This is a genomic window from Duncaniella sp. B8 (assembly GCF_005304985.1).
In the GTDB taxonomy this organism is placed as follows: Bacteria; Bacteroidota; Bacteroidia; order Bacteroidales; family Muribaculaceae; genus Duncaniella; species Duncaniella muris.
Window position 1 is genome coordinate 1,264,677 of sequence record NZ_CP040121.1, and the last position, 14,372, is coordinate 1,279,048.

The window sequence follows — 14,372 nt, forward strand, 5'->3', positions numbered from 1 at the left end:
CAAAGTACAAGCATATGCCACAGTTCACCCACACACCCCAGGAACAGCCCCAGGAGACTCTGACTGACCGCCAGAGCCTCACCATAGGCCTGCCCGCCTGCCAAAGCCCCTCGGAACGGCGCTTCCCGCTGACACCAGAGGCGGCCGCCGAGCTGACTGAACGCGGTTTCCGCATAAAGATGGAAGCCGGAGCCACGGCGGCGATCAACTACACCGACAACCAGTATATGCGCGCCGGTGTCAGCGTAGGCACCCGCAGTGAGGCCTTAGGCTGCGACATCGTCATACACCTTGCCCCGCTTGAAGCTGCCGATGTGCGGAAAATGCGTCGCGGAACCATGCTCCTTACCCTGCTCAAGCCGCAGAACCAGCATACCGATGCCATAAAGGAACTTCTGAAGCGCCATATAATCGCCATAGCCCTCGACCTCATTGAAGACTCAGGCGGCTGCACTCCGTTTGCCGATATCCTTGCCGAAATCGACGGCCGGGCCTCGGTGGCTATGGCATCATCGCTGCTTGCCGACGCCACACGCGGAAAAGGGATACTGCTCGGTGGCGTGGCCGGAATCATACCCTGCGAAGTGCTTGTCATCGGGTCTGGCATCGCGGCCTGTGCGGCAGCACGGTCGGCAGTAGGGCTCGGCGCAACCGTCAGAATGTATGACAACGACGTCTATTCCCTGCGCCGCGCATCGCAGCAGCTCGGCCCGTGGGTGATAACCTCCACGCTGCATCCCCACACACTTGAAAACGCGCTTCGTGCGGCCGATGTGGTGGTGGCCACTCCCACCACAGAGCCTTTCAGCGCCGGATCAGAGCTTACCTCGGTGATGAAACGCGGCGTGCTTGCCTTTGACCTTTCCTCTGACAGCGGCAAGGCGTTCCCGGCCATGACACCCGTTGATCTCGCCGACGCATTGGCAGTAAGAGAATCGGCCTCTCTGCGTGAACGTATCTGCTTCGTACATGCAGGCTGCGCCGTTGCCCGCACAGCCGCAATGGCTCTCAGCAACACGCTGATCACCCTGATGAGCTCAATTGTCAGCTGCGAGGGAGTGAGCAATGCCCTTAAACTGCTGCCGGGCATGCAGAAAGCCACCTATACATTCTTCGGGCGCATTGTCAACCCACAGGTGGCCAAGGCTGCCGGGATGCGCAGTGTAGACATCAGCATTTATCTAACCCTTTCATAAGCTTCCTCCTCCACCTATATAATATGGCCCCACGCAAAAAATTCTATGTAGTCTGGAACGGCTTTGCCACCGGAGTCTTCGACTCCTGGGAAGAATGTCAGTTACAGGTCAAAGGTTATCCCGACGCGCGCTTCAAGAGCTTCGACTCGCAGGAAGCGGCTGTAGCAGCCTACCGCGGAGATCCGGCCGAACAGCTCGAACTTCTCAGCGCCATAGCCAAAGGCCCCTCCCATGAGCATGTCAACTATGAAGCCTTTCCGGAAATCCGCCTGGATGCTCTGGCAGTCGACGCCGCCTGCTCGCGCAATCCAGGTCCAGTGGAATATCAGGGCGTGTGGGTTCGCACCGGCGAGCGCATCTTCCATTCCGGACCGTTTGAAGGAGGTACCAACAACATCGGCGAGTATCTCGCGCTGGTCCACGGGCTTGCGCTTCTCACGCAGCAGGGACGACACAATGTGCCCATCTATACAGACTCGCGCACAGCCCGCTCATGGGTGCGCAACCGACAGCCTAAAACCAATCTGAAACCAACCGCCGCCAACGCACCTCTGTTCGAGATGATCAGACGCGCCACTCTGTGGCTTCAGACTCATGAGATCACCAATCCGATACTCACCTGGGACACTCCCGTCTGGGGAGAAATCCCCGCCGATTTCGGCCGAAAATAAAGCCAATCAAGGCCTGCGGCAAAACAGAATAGTTTTTCGCCAATTTGGGATAATTATCGTAAGAAAAAATTAAACATTTAATCTCCAAAAGAGGTTATATTTGCAGACCCGTTTCAGACACACATTTTACGGGCCAGGATCTCACGTTTTTCAACTAAGCTCCCAATCATGGCAAAACGCAGACTTTTAATCGCCTTGCTGGCACCTCTGGCGCTCGGCGCCGCCGCTGTCTCTCCCTCTGACATTCCTTCGGAAGGAAGCGTCATGAGCCTTGAACAGTGCCGGCAGCTGGCATTGGCCAACAACAAAGAACTCCGCCGTTCGGCCCAGCAGATCAAGGTGGCCGGTTACGAGAAAGACCAGGCATTCGCCGCCTATCTGCCGTCACTTGACTTTGCAGGCGGCTATATGTATAACCAGAAAGGTATTTCTGTATTAGAATCAGACCAGCTTCTGCCCATCAAGTCGTTCAACCCGGAGACCAAGGGCTATGAATTCGATTTCGTCAAGAACCCCATTGACGGAAAGCCGGTGATGGTCGACGGCAAACCCATCCCCTCACAGGTGGCCTATCTGCCCAAAGAAGCTCTGAGCTATGACCTGCACAACGTGTTTTTCGGCGCCGTCACCCTCACCCAGCCTATTTTCATGGGCGGAAAGATCGTGGCGATGAACAAGATAACCGGCTATGCCGAACAGCTTGCCACAGCCATGCACGACAACTCGGCGCAGGATGTCATCTACGCCGTCGATGCCGCCTACTGGCAGGTGGTCTCGCTTAAGGCAAAGCAGAAACTCGCTGTGAGCTATGTCAATCTGCTTGACACTCTCAGCCACAACGTCAGTCTGATGGTCAAAGAGGGCGTGGCCACCAAACGCGACCAGCTCACAGTAGATGTCAAACTCAACTCCGCCCAGATCGACCTGACGAAGGTTGACAACGGACTGGCGCTGTCGCGCATGGCCCTGGCCCAGGTGTGCGGTCTGCCTGTACACACTGTTTTCACTCTCGCTGACGAAGATACCGAAACCATTAGCACAACCGCGCCTGTAGCCAAGAGCTACGACATGCAGCAGGTCTACGCCTCGCGCGACGACCTCCGCGCCCTTGAACTCGGAGTGAAAATCTACAAGGAAAAAGAAACCGTGGCCCGCGCCTCAATGATGCCAAATCTTGCACTGGTAGGAGCCTACTCGTTCTCGAACCCCAACATGTTTGACGGCTTTCAGAAAAAATTCAACGGCATGTTCTCTGTCGGAGCCATGCTGACCATTCCTATCTGGCACTGGGGAAGCAACTACAACAAGCTCCGTGCAGCCAAGGCTCAGACAGTGGCCGCCAACCTTCAGCTCGACAACGCCCGCGAGATGGTAGACCTGCAGGTCAACCAGGCCTCGTTCAAAGCCGATGAGGCATTCAAGACTTTCAGCATGACTGAATCCAATCTCGCCAAAGCCGATGAGAACCTGCGTTGCGCTCAACTCGGATTCCGCGACGGAGTGATGACCGTTGACAATGTCATGGAAGCCCAGACCGCATGGCTCAAGGCACACTCCGAGAATATCGACGCCCGCATCGACGTATATCTCTGCGATGTCTACCTCAACAAAGTGCTCGGACGGCTTGACGTTCAGGCCGCACAATAAGTGGCTGAAACCTCTGAAAAGCCATCCGGAACTCAAGAATTCAAAATCAACATCATAACAAAACCACCTACAGTCATGTCAGACAAGCAGAACATATCCGCCGCCAATGCCCAGCGCAGCGAGAACCGTATCCTCATGACGGCTCTGGCCGTCATGGTAGTAATCTGTATCGTCCTTGCCATCATAGGATTCTGTTTTCTTAACAAACCATCGGAGATAATAGAGGGTCAGGCCGACGCCTCTTCGATCCGCATCTCCGGCAAACTTCCAGGACGTGTGGTCAGACTCTACGTCCATGAAGGAGACATTGTCCATGCCGGCGACACACTCGTCCACATCCACTCCTCACTTGCCGATGCCAAACTCATGCAGGCGGAAGGCATGGAAACCGTGGCCCGCACCCAGAATCAGAAAGTAGATGCCGGCACACGCAAGCAGATCATTCAGTCGGCCCGTGATCTTGCCGCACAGGCCGAGGCTGCTGTCACCATCACCCAGAAAACCTACAACCGCATGGAAAATCTCTTCCGTGAAGGTGTGGTTTCAGAACAGAAGCGCGACGAGGCCAAAGCCGCCTATGACGCAGCCGTGGCCGCACACCGTGCCGCACAGAGCCAGGTAGATCTCGCCGTGACAGGCGCTCAGAAAGAAGACAAAGAGAGCGCGGCCGCGATGGTCAACGTGGCCAAAGGCGGAGTAGCCGAAGTGGAAAGTCTGCTGGAAGACCAGTATCTGCTGGCACCGTGTGACGGACAGATCGACCAGATCTACCCGGCAGAAAGCGAGCTCGTGTCGCTCGGAGCACCGATCATGAGTCTTCTGAAACTCAGCGACAAATGGGTCACATTCAATGTGCGTGAAGAACTCCTTAACGACATGCCTCTCGGCGGCGAAATCGAGGTCATGATCCCGGCCCTCGACAAGAAGACCGTGAAGGCCAAAATCTACTATGTCCGCGATCTCGGCAGCTATGCCACCTGGCAGGCCACAAAGGCCACCGGGCAGTGGGACAGCAAGACTTTCGAAGTCAAGGCCCATCCGCTCGACACCATAGCCCAACTGCGGCCCGGCATGAGTGTGGTCTACTTCAAGAAATAATCCTCCCCTTTCAATCTGTTAATCGATGGTGCTTCTCGACATAATCAAACGCGAACTCCGGCGCTTGACCTCCCGCAAGATCTATGTGGTCATGATGCTGGTGGTGCCTCTTGCATGTTCATTCTTCTTACTGAATCTCATGCACGAAGGTCTGCCGCTGAAAGTGCCCGTAGGGATGGTAGACCTCGATCACTCTTCAATGTCACGCCAGATAGCCCGTTCGCTCAACGCATCTCCACTCATTGACATTGACTCTGATTTCGAAAGCTATCATGAGGCTATCAACGGAGTGAAAAGCGGAGATATATACGGTTTTTTTCTCATCCCCTCCGACTTTCAGCAGAAAGCGATAGCAGGAGAGAAACCCACGCTGTCGTTCTTCTCCAACATGACAATCTTCGTGCCCGGATCGCTCAGTTTCAAAGGCTTCAAGACAATAGCTGTCACCACAGCCGGAGGCATCGTCAAGACGACACTTGTCAGCGCCGGTGCCGACGAAAATATGGCAGGAGCCCTGATTCAGCCGCTTGTCATCCGCACTCATCCGCTCAACAACCCCTGGACCAACTATTCAATCTACCTCTGCCAGTCGTTCATCCCCTGCCTGCTGGCTCTGATAATACTACTCGTGACAGTGTTCAGTATCTGCCAGGAGCATAAAACCGGCACTTCGGTCGAATGGCTTGAGGAGGCTCGCGGCCATATGGGCATAGCCTTGCTCGGCAAACTCCTGCCGCAGACGGTGATCTTCACCTCCGTCGGACTCGCCATCCAGGCCGTGATGTTCGGTTTCCTCGGCTTCCCGCTCAACAACCATCCGGTCCACATGGTGCTGGCTATGCTGCTTCTGGTGACAGCCACCCAGGGATTCGCCGTGTTCATTACCGAGATGCTGCCAAACTTCCGCATAGCGCTCTCAATCGTATCACTGACCGGAATTCTGTGCTTTTCCGTGGCCGGGTTCTCGTTTCCGGTAGAAAAGATGTATGGCGGAATAGCAATATTCTCCTATATCGTCCCGATCCGCTACTACTTCCTGATCTACATCGACCAGGCCCTCAACGGAATCCCCATCTACTATTCGCGATTCTACTATGTGGCCCTGCTGCTGTTCACCCTCCTGCCTCTGATAGGGCTCAGACGGCTCCGCCGCCAATGCGAGCATCCGGTCTATATACCCTGACCTCCGCTCCGGGCCTCACTACTGATTCCTAAAGCACTCAATCCACCCCCTCCTACCTCCCTGACTGGTATATTCACTTCCGAGACTATGAACTGGTTTAAAAGCTTATTCCGCGTATGGCGCCGCGAGACCCGCCTGGTCTTCACCGACATCGGCGTCCTGCTCTTTTTCTTCGCACTGCCACTGGCCTACCCGATCGTCTACACCCTCATCTACAATCCTGAGGTTGTCAAGAAGATCGACACCGTTGTGGTTGACAACTGCCGCACAGCCGACAGCCGCGAGTTCGTGCGCAATCTCGGAGCAACCCAGGGGTTCAACATCATAGGCTATGCGTCAGACATGCAGGAGGCCAGACGCGCATGGATGGAAAAGAAAGCCTACGGAGTGGTGGAGATTCCGGCCGACTTCTCCCGCAAGATAGGCCGCGGCGAGCAGGCCGTCTGCTCCTTCTATTCCGACATGTCACTGCTTCTGCGCTACCGCCAGTATCTGTTTTCGCTGACCGACCTGCAGATGCATGAAGTCACCGCCATCACCGCCCGGAGGCTTGCCGACGGCGGCCTTCTGACGAGCACCGTGGGCGGACTCCCGGTCAACACCCAGGCCAACTTCCTCGGCGACGTCTCTCAGGGCTTCGCATCGTTTGTCATGCCGGGAATTGTAGTTCTCATTCTCCAGCAGAGCCTTCTGTTAGGCATCACCATGATAGCCGGCACCGCAGCTGACCGCCGCCGCAAAAACAAAGGCTATGACCCGCTCGACTATGAGACCGGGACACTCGCCACCGTCCTTGGCAAGTCGCTGTGCTATCTCATGATCTATCTTCCACTGAGCTACTACATACTCGAACTCATCCCCTGGATGTTCTCCCTGCCCCACATAGGCCGTTTCATGGACTTCATGCCTCTGATCTTCGTGATGCTTCTGGCCACCAGCTTCCTCGGTCAGACACTCCAGGTCTTTGTCCGCGAGCGCGAGTCATCACTGCTTGTCATAGTGTTCACATCTGTGGTATTCCTCTTCCTCTCAGGTCTGACATGGCCACGCTACGCTTTCAGCCCCTTCTGGAAAATGATCTCTGATCTCGTGCCGGCCACATGGGGCATGGAAGGATTCATCCGCATCAACAGCAACGGATCGACTCTCGCCGATGTCAGCCACTATTACATGGGACTGTGGGCTCTGACCGGACTCTACTTCATAAGCGCCGTGGTGCTACGCCACTTCACCTCAAAAGCGCATGCCGACTGTCAGCGTCAGGGAAGAGAATGTGCTGAAGTGAGTGAAATTTGAGTTGTAATACAGTGAGCCCGTTGACCGCAGCTGAGCCGAAGCGAAAAGCTTGCGGTGGTTGTAGACACAGCTCAGACAAGCCTTGTAGTTATTGGCCAGCAGGTTGCGGCTTGCGTCAGTAGCGTCCTCATATGTACGCTTGTAGCCTAGCGCGCCCATCAGAGTCATGTTCAGAAGCCATCGCCTCGGCTTGAGCACCCAGTTGCGGGCATAGCCGCCAAGCACCGCTATGTCGCGGTGATGAAACTTGAAATATGGCTGCTCAAGCGGCAAAGCATCGCGCATATCCTCAGGCAGCCCTGAAAAATCAAGATTTGAATCCATCTCGGCGAGATTCAGCCCCACGATGGCCGTGCCGGCCGTGCGCAGCTGATATTTCGAAAAACTGTAGGCCGCCGCATGTGAATACCGGCTGTGGTTGAAGAAATAATAAGCGTCGATATTCGTATTCTTGATGCTCACGCCGTCAAAATCATATCTGAAATCCTTCCCGTCGTTATAGTCTCCGAGACTGGTCAGAATCATGCCGCCTTCTGACGACACAGAACTATAGTTGATCGAGAATCGCGAACAGGTGAAATCGAAATTAAACGTGTGGCGCTTGGTGTTATGATCGAAAAGCTTGTCCATGTTCCACATATAGCCCACGCTGACAGCCATGAAACTGATATAGGCACCAGCATCGGAATAGAGATTCGAGTGCATGGACAGCAGCGAGTTTTTCGGAAACAGCATGGTCTGCGTCTCGGCCCAGCCGTAGGCCTTGCCCTGAAGCTTCCAGTTCGTGCCCGTACCGACCACATATCTCTCGTCATAAGAATTGAACGTGCGGTCACCCCAATTGTAGATATCAAGGATCACACGCGGAAAAGCAGGATAATATATAGTGGAGTCATGTATCTGGAAACGGTTATCGATCAGCTGTCCGATCCAGCGCGTCTGGCTCTTGCTGCCGGATACGGAATCAGCCGGCATTTCCAACGCCGACATTCCCAAGGGCGCTGCAAGTGTCATGACCGCCAGCAATATATGCCTTACTCTTATCCACATAACCTGTTTGAGACCTAAATTGAATGCAAAATTACGCAATTTTCCTGCAATTTCCTTGCGATTCAAGAGTCATTATCGTAAATTTACCAACAGTATATCCCATCATACATTTCAAAATTTCATTGTAAATCATTGTGGATTGGAATTTTATTACTACCTTTGCAGCGCCTTGACCTCCAGTGGGTCCGGGCAGAGTAATTAACCATATTTATTAACCCAATTAGTTTAATGTCTAACGAATTAAAAAACTCCCCTATCGAAGATTTCGATTGGGAAGCCTATGCCAACGGTGAGACCAAGGGTGACAAGACCCGTGAAGAACTCACCAAAACCTATGATGAATCGCTCAACACCGTGCGTGACAAGGACGTAATCGAAGGTACCATCATCTCGCTCAACAAGCGCGAAGCAGTGGTTAACATCGGCTACAAGAGCGATGGCATCATCCCCATGAGCGAATTCCGCTACAACCCCGACATCAAGGTGGGCGACACCGTTGAAGTCTTCATCGAAAACCAGGAAGACAAAAAAGGCCAGCTCATCCTTTCTCACCGCAAAGCCCGCGCAGCCCGCTCATGGGACCGCATCAACGAGGCTCTGGAGAAAGACGAAGTCATCAAGGGCTACATCAAATGCCGTACCAAAGGCGGCATGATCGTCGACGTATTCGGCATCGAGGCCTTCCTCCCCGGATCACAGATCGACGTGAAACCCATCCGCGACTACGACATCTTCGTAGGCAAAACTATGGAGTTCAAGGTCGTGAAGATCAACCAAGAATTCAAGAACGTCGTTGTCAGCCACAAGGCACTCATCGAAGCCGAACTCGAACAGCAGAAGCGCGAAATCATCGCCAAGCTCGAAAAGGGTCAGGTGCTCGAAGGTTCTGTCAAGAACATCACTTCTTACGGTGTGTTCATCGACCTTGGCGGCGTAGACGGCCTCATCCACATCACTGACCTCTCCTGGGGCCGCGTAAGCCACCCCGAAGAAGTGGTTCAGCTCGACCAGAAGCTCAATGTCGTTATTCTCGACTTCGACGATGAGAAGAAGCGTATCGCCCTCGGTCTCAAGCAGCTCCAGCCCCATCCCTGGGACGCCCTCGACGCAAACCTCAAGGTTGGCGACAAAGTCAAGGGCCGCGTAGTTGTCATGGCTGACTACGGTGCATTCGTTGAAATCGCACCCGGCGTAGAAGGCCTCATCCACGTAAGCGAAATGTCTTGGAGCCAGCACCTCCGCTCAGCTCAGGACTTCCTCAAGGTTGGTGACGAAGTTGAAGCTGTCATCCTCACCCTCGACCGCGAAGACCGCAAGATGTCACTCGGCCTCAAGCAGCTCAAGAACGATCCCTGGGAAAACATCGAAACCAAATACCCCGTCGGAAGCAAACACACTGCAAAAGTGCGCAACTTCACTAACTTCGGCGTATTCGTTGAAATCGAAGAAGGCGTTGACGGTCTCATCCACATCAGCGACCTCTCCTGGACCAAGAAAGTCAAGCACCCCAGCGAATTCACTCAGATCGGTGCCGACATCGAAGTGCAGGTTCTCGAAATCGACAAAGACAACCGTCGTCTTTCTCTCGGCCACAAGCAGCTCGAAGAAAACCCCTGGGATGTATTTGAAACCGTATTCACCGTTGGTTCTATCCACGAAGGAACCATCATCGAAATGGTTGAAAAAGGCGCTGTCATCGCCCTCCCCTACGGCGTTGAAGGCTTCGCTACTCCCAAGCACCTCGTCAAGGAAGACGGCTCGAAGGCCCAGGTTGACGAAAAGCTCAACTTCAAGGTGATCGAATTCAACAAGGACAGCAAGCGCATCATCCTTTCTCACAGCCGCATCTTCGAAGATGAGCAGAAGGGCGAACGCGCTGAAGCTCCCAAGAAGCCCGCTGCCGCACGTCGTGGCGCTGGCCGTCGCGAAGAAGCAGCTCCCGCGCTGACCACTCCGCTTGAAAAGACCACCCTCGGCGACCTCGAAGCTCTCGCTGAACTCAAGCAGAAATTCGCAGGCAAGTAATAAGCCTCAGTCCATGCGGCTGAACGCCTCCGGCGCTTAAGCCTGCCGACACAATATTTAAGAGCGATGATTCGTTATAACAAATGATGAATCATCGCTTTTTCATATCCCTGCGTCTGCTCGTCATCCTGCTTGCCTCAATAGCCGGATGGCAGGCCACAGCATCAGCCCAGAACCTCAACGACAAGCTGATGAACCGCCCCTATGCCGACCTGCGAAGATGGCATCTGGGCTTCTCAGTAGGCCTCCACACTCAGGACCTGACATTCACCCACAACGGATTCGTCACCGAAAACGGCGAATCGTGGTTTGTAGACCAGCCCGGTTTCCAGCCCGGTTTCTGCGTCAACGGCCTGATAGACTTCAGGCTCGGAACCTACTTCAGCCTCCGCTTCACGCCCGGAATGTATTTCGGCAACCGCGACGTCACCATGCGCGAATACAACAGCGGCACACAGCTGCGCCAGAACATCAAGTCAGCCTTCCTCGTATTTCCCTTCGACCTTAAATTTGCCGGACAGCGCTACCGCAACTCACGCCCCTATGTAACGGCAGGCGTAATGCCCACAGTCAACCTCGTGCGCAAATCCGGCGACTATCTGCGCACCAACAGCGCCGACTTCTATCTTACCTGCGGCTTCGGCTGTGACTTCTATCTGCCCTACTTCAAGCTCAATCCGGAAATCAAATTCTGTTTCGGCCTGTCAGACGTCCTTGACCACAAACGCACCGACATAGCCGAAGAGCCTGAGAAGTTCAAAATCACACAATCGCTCAAAAAGGCCGTCTCACGCATGGTCGTCCTAACCTTCTACTTCGAATGACACAGCCGCTCCGCATACTTTCAAAAATCACCTTTGCCATAATCCTCGCCCTCGCCGCCGGCATCCCGGCCGCAAGAGCACAAGGCGATGCCATGCTCACGCAATACTGGGCACTCCCCACCTATTATAATCCGGGAGCCGCCGGCGACACCGACAACCTGCGCCTGCGCGGCGGCGGCCGTCTCCAGTGGGTCGGCATCGACAATGCTCCCAAAACCTTCGTCCTGGCCGCCGACATGCCATTCAAACTCTTTGACAAGCGCTTCGGAGCCGGACTCGTGGCCCAGCAGGAATCAATGGGCCTTTTCAGAAACCTCACCGTCAACGCCCAGATAGGCTACAAGGTAAAGATCCTCAAAGGCGAGCTGACAGGATCACTCCAGATAGGCTTCCTCAACGAACAGTTCAGAGGATCGGAAGTCTACATACCCTCTGACGACGACTACCACCAGCCAGACGACGACGCCATCCCCAACCGCGACGTGGCAGGCAACGCCCTCGACCTTGGCGTGGGCCTCTTCTACACCCACCGCCGCTTCTGGGTCGGAGTATCGCTCCTCCACGCCAACAACCCAACCGTCACCTTCACCTCCGACGGCCAGTCGGCATCAGGCTCCACATCGGCCCCTTCAGGCGACGGACTTGCTAAAAAATATCAATTCACCGCAAAGCGTACAGCTTATTTCATGGCCGGCAGCAATATTCCGGTGAAAAACACGTTATTTGAAGTGATACCATCGCTTTTAGTCCGAAGCGACTTCAGCATCACAGACTTCGAAGTCACCGGACGCCTGCGTTACAACAAACTCTTCACCGCAGGCATCGGTTACCGTCACAAAGATGCCGTCTCCGTAATGCTTGGAGCCGAAATCAAAGGCATCTTCATCGGCTACAGCTATGACTATCACACCTCCGATATCTCCAGAGCCTCCTCCGGAAGCCACGAGATAGTGGCAGGCTACAACCTTAAACTCGATTTCTCCGAGAAAAACCGCAACAAACACAAGAGCATCCGCATAATGTAACCTATGAAAAAAATAATCCACCTCATCATAGTCATCACACTGCTTTCGGGCGCCGCATCGTGTGCCACCGGAAGCCGTAGCGCCACCGGCGGTGAAGTCACCGGCGTAGGCGGATCGTCATGGGCCGAACCCATACCCTACGGCATGGTCCTCGTCTCCCGTGGATCAGTCAAGATGGGCCCCGCCAAAGACGACTCCCTGTGGAACATCCGCGCCAACTCGCGAGGAGTGTCTGTCGACGCCTTCTGGATGGACGAGACCGAGATCACAAACTCGAAATACAAACAGTTTGTCTTCTGGGTGCGCGACTCCATAATCCGCGAGCGCCTTGCTGATCCGGCCTTCGGCGGCAATGAAGAATTCAAGATCGAGGAAGACCGCGAAGGCAACCCCGTCACCCCACATCTCAACTGGTCAAAACCGATCCCCTGGCGCAACGCCAACGAAGACGAGCAGCGGGCCATCGAAAGCCTCTACCGAACCAACCCGATCACCGGTGCACGCGAACTCGACCCCGAACAGCTCAACTACCGCTATGAGGTCTACAACCACACCGAAGCCGCCCGCCGCAAACACCGTCTCAACCCCGCGCGCCGCGAATATAACACCGACCGCCCCGTCCCCACAGCCACTCCTCTCATCTCGAAAGACACTGCCTGGATCAGCGACGAAGGCGAGATCATCCGTCAGACCATCTCACGCGGACTGACCGGCGACTTTGACTTTGTCAACACATATATAGTAAATGTGTACCCCGATACAACAGCCTGGATCAACGACTTCGACAACGCCTACAACGAACCCTACGTCCGCCTCTACTTCTCCCACGGCGGCTACAACGAATATCCCGTGGTAGGTGTCAGCTGGGAACAGGCCACAGCCTTCGCCAACTGGCGCACAGACTTCCTCCGCCGCTCGCTCGGACGCGAAGGCGTCTACATCGAGCCCTACCGCCTACCGACTGAAGCTGAATGGGAATATGCCGCCCGCGCAGGAAAGAGCGAAAACATGTATCCCTGGGACGGCGACCTGCCCATGACAGAAGACCAGGGTTGCTTCTACGCCAACTTCAAGCCTCAGGAAGGCAACTTCGTGCAGGACGGACACCTGATCACCTCGCGCGTAGGCACCTACTCGCCTAATGACTTCGGCCTCTATGACATGGCCGGCAACGTCAGCGAATGGACCTCGACGGCCTACACCGAGAGCATCGACAAGCTCACAAGCGACCTCAACCCCGAATACCGCTATAATGCAGCTCTTGAGGACCCCTACAAAATGAAGCGCAAGATTGTACGCGGCGGTTCATGGAAAGATGTGGCCCACAACGTCCGCTCCGACCTGCGCATGTGGGAATACCAGAACGAACAGCGATCCTACATAGGCTTCCGCTGCGTCCGCACCCAGATAGGCTTTGCCAAAGGCACAAAAGCCAAGAAATAAAAAAGCTCAACCCTCAACCTTAAAACATCCATCAGCCGTGACAAAAGAAAAGTTACAGACAAAGATAGAAACCATCATGCGGTGGGAAGGCGGACAGCGCCTTTTCAACTTCGCTTACAGCATAGGCGCCGCCATCGTGATCTGGGGTGCGCTCTTCAAGATCCTGCACCTCCCCGGCGGCAACACCCTCCTGTGCATCGGCATGGGCACGGAAGTCATCATGTTCATCCTGACAGCCTTTGACCGCCCGCCGAAAGAATATCACTGGGAAGACGTGTTCCCCGAACTCGACGGCGGCGAAAGCCGCGAACTTCCGCTGCGCGCTCCCGCCGCCGAACGCCAGGCCGCCACAGAAGAGATCGCCGCTACCGAGACCTCCCGTCCCGCTCCCGTAGCAGCTCCGGTGGCCGAAAGCGCCGACCTCTCGGAACTCACGGCAGCCACACAGAACTATCTCGCTCAGATGAACGCCATTTCCGAGCAGATGGAGCTCCTGCGTTCCACAACCGAAGCCCTCAACTCCGTGTCAGCCGTCCTGCTTGACAGCTACCGCGCAATCACCGAAAACTCAGCCTCCGTGACCGAAAACTCACGCGGATACATCGAGCGCATGGCCGATCTGAACCGCAATCTCGGCGGACTGAACACCATCTACGAGATACAGCTGAAAAGCGTCTCCACCCAGCTCGAATCAATTGACCGCGTCAACCGCGGCATCAAGGACATCCGTGACATGTACGAAAAAAGCGCCGCTCAGAGCGCCCGCTACTGCGAGGAAACCGAAAAAATGGCCCGCAACATGCAGCAGCTCAACTCGGTCTATGAAAAGATGCTCCACGCCATGACCGTCAACATGTATCGCCCGATGATGAATGACATCCCCGGCGCACAGTCATCAGGCACCGTCTGATCCA

The 14,372-nt window shown here is 55.0% G+C and carries 12 protein-coding genes; 11 read left to right on the top strand and 1 reads right to left on the bottom strand.

Translation table 11 applies throughout. The annotated features are described in order from the left end of the window. Positions 1–14 precede the first annotated feature (14 nt). The 6 genes from FDZ78_RS05605 (at position 15) to FDZ78_RS05630 (ending at position 7,091) form a co-directional block, all read left to right on the top strand. Positions 15–1,196, top strand: coding sequence for a hypothetical protein (locus FDZ78_RS05605; protein WP_123397917.1), 1,182 nt, complete (start codon positions 15–17; stop codon positions 1,194–1,196). A gap of 23 nt (positions 1,197–1,219) precedes the next feature. Continuing rightward, entirely contained in the window at positions 1,220–1,867 is a 648-nt protein-coding gene (locus FDZ78_RS05610; RefSeq protein WP_124075448.1) for a viroplasmin family protein, read from the top strand. A gap of 168 nt (positions 1,868–2,035) precedes the next feature. Further along, a complete protein-coding gene (locus FDZ78_RS05615) occupies positions 2,036–3,514 on the top strand; it encodes a TolC family protein (RefSeq protein WP_124075449.1) in 1,479 nt (492 codons plus the stop codon). A gap of 75 nt (positions 3,515–3,589) precedes the next feature. Then, positions 3,590–4,612: an HlyD family secretion protein gene (locus FDZ78_RS05620; RefSeq protein ID WP_137426186.1), complete on the top strand. Its 1,023-nt coding sequence runs from the start codon at positions 3,590–3,592 to the stop codon at positions 4,610–4,612. A 25-nt stretch (positions 4,613–4,637) separates the two neighbouring features. Next, a complete protein-coding gene (locus tag FDZ78_RS05625) occupies positions 4,638–5,795 on the top strand; it encodes an ABC transporter permease (protein ID WP_123397914.1) in 1,158 nt (385 codons plus the stop codon). Positions 5,796–5,882: 87 nt separating this feature from the next. Continuing rightward, entirely contained in the window at positions 5,883–7,091 is a 1,209-nt protein-coding gene (locus FDZ78_RS05630) for an ABC transporter permease (RefSeq protein WP_123397913.1), read from the top strand. Here the strand turns inward: FDZ78_RS05630 and FDZ78_RS05635 are convergent. Then, positions 7,029–8,105 carry a DUF4421 domain-containing protein gene (locus FDZ78_RS05635; RefSeq protein WP_160630691.1) on the bottom strand — a complete coding sequence of 359 codons (1,077 nt, stop codon included), beginning with the start codon at positions 8,103–8,105 and terminating at the stop codon, positions 7,029–7,031. The two genes, FDZ78_RS05630 and FDZ78_RS05635, sit on opposite strands and share 63 nt — an antisense overlap. A 264-nt stretch (positions 8,106–8,369) precedes the next feature. Between FDZ78_RS05635 and rpsA the strand changes: the two genes are divergently transcribed. From rpsA to gldL, 5 genes are all read left to right on the top strand, one after another. Further along, complete coding sequence (rpsA, locus tag FDZ78_RS05640; protein WP_107032186.1) at positions 8,370–10,166, top strand: 30S ribosomal protein S1; 1,797 nt, start codon at positions 8,370–8,372, stop codon at positions 10,164–10,166. Positions 10,167–10,249: 83 nt separating this feature from the next. Further along, a complete protein-coding gene (locus FDZ78_RS05645) occupies positions 10,250–10,990 on the top strand; it encodes a porin family protein (RefSeq protein WP_136408195.1) in 741 nt (246 codons plus the stop codon). Then, on the top strand, positions 10,987–12,015 hold the full coding sequence (locus tag FDZ78_RS05650) for a PorP/SprF family type IX secretion system membrane protein (protein ID WP_123397911.1): 1,029 nt from the start codon (positions 10,987–10,989) through the stop codon (positions 12,013–12,015). Before FDZ78_RS05645 ends, FDZ78_RS05650 begins: the two co-directional genes overlap by 4 nt. Positions 12,016–12,018: 3 nt before the next feature. After that, positions 12,019–13,458 carry an SUMF1/EgtB/PvdO family nonheme iron enzyme gene (locus tag FDZ78_RS05655; RefSeq protein WP_123397910.1) on the top strand — a complete coding sequence of 480 codons (1,440 nt, stop codon included), beginning with the start codon at positions 12,019–12,021 and terminating at the stop codon, positions 13,456–13,458. Positions 13,459–13,495: 37 nt separating this feature from the next. Continuing rightward, positions 13,496–14,368 (top strand): gliding motility protein GldL, encoded by an 873-nt coding sequence (gene gldL, locus FDZ78_RS05660; protein WP_240740354.1) that lies wholly within the window; start codon positions 13,496–13,498, stop codon positions 14,366–14,368. Positions 14,369–14,372: the final 4 nt, after the last annotated feature.

What these genes read in the sequence shown, in the direction of transcription:
- FDZ78_RS05605 (WP_123397917.1), top strand. Translation starts at nt 15, where the DNA reads ATGCCACAGTTCACCCACACACCCCAGGAACAGCCCCAGGAGACTCTG.
- FDZ78_RS05610 (WP_124075448.1), top strand. Translation starts at nt 1,220, where the DNA reads ATGGCCCCACGCAAAAAATTCTATGTAGTCTGGAACGGCTTTGCCACC.
- FDZ78_RS05615 (WP_124075449.1), top strand. Translation starts at nt 2,036, where the DNA reads ATGGCAAAACGCAGACTTTTAATCGCCTTGCTGGCACCTCTGGCGCTC.
- FDZ78_RS05620 (WP_137426186.1), top strand. Translation starts at nt 3,590, where the DNA reads ATGTCAGACAAGCAGAACATATCCGCCGCCAATGCCCAGCGCAGCGAG.
- FDZ78_RS05625 (WP_123397914.1), top strand. Translation starts at nt 4,638, where the DNA reads ATGGTGCTTCTCGACATAATCAAACGCGAACTCCGGCGCTTGACCTCC.
- FDZ78_RS05630 (WP_123397913.1), top strand. Translation starts at nt 5,883, where the DNA reads ATGAACTGGTTTAAAAGCTTATTCCGCGTATGGCGCCGCGAGACCCGC.
- FDZ78_RS05635 (WP_160630691.1), bottom strand. Translation starts at nt 8,105, where the DNA reads ATGACACTTGCAGCGCCCTTGGGAATGTCGGCGTTGGAAATGCCGGCT.
- rpsA (WP_107032186.1), top strand. Translation starts at nt 8,370, where the DNA reads ATGTCTAACGAATTAAAAAACTCCCCTATCGAAGATTTCGATTGGGAA.
- FDZ78_RS05645 (WP_136408195.1), top strand. Translation starts at nt 10,250, where the DNA reads ATGATGAATCATCGCTTTTTCATATCCCTGCGTCTGCTCGTCATCCTG.
- FDZ78_RS05650 (WP_123397911.1), top strand. Translation starts at nt 10,987, where the DNA reads ATGACACAGCCGCTCCGCATACTTTCAAAAATCACCTTTGCCATAATC.
- FDZ78_RS05655 (WP_123397910.1), top strand. Translation starts at nt 12,019, where the DNA reads ATGAAAAAAATAATCCACCTCATCATAGTCATCACACTGCTTTCGGGC.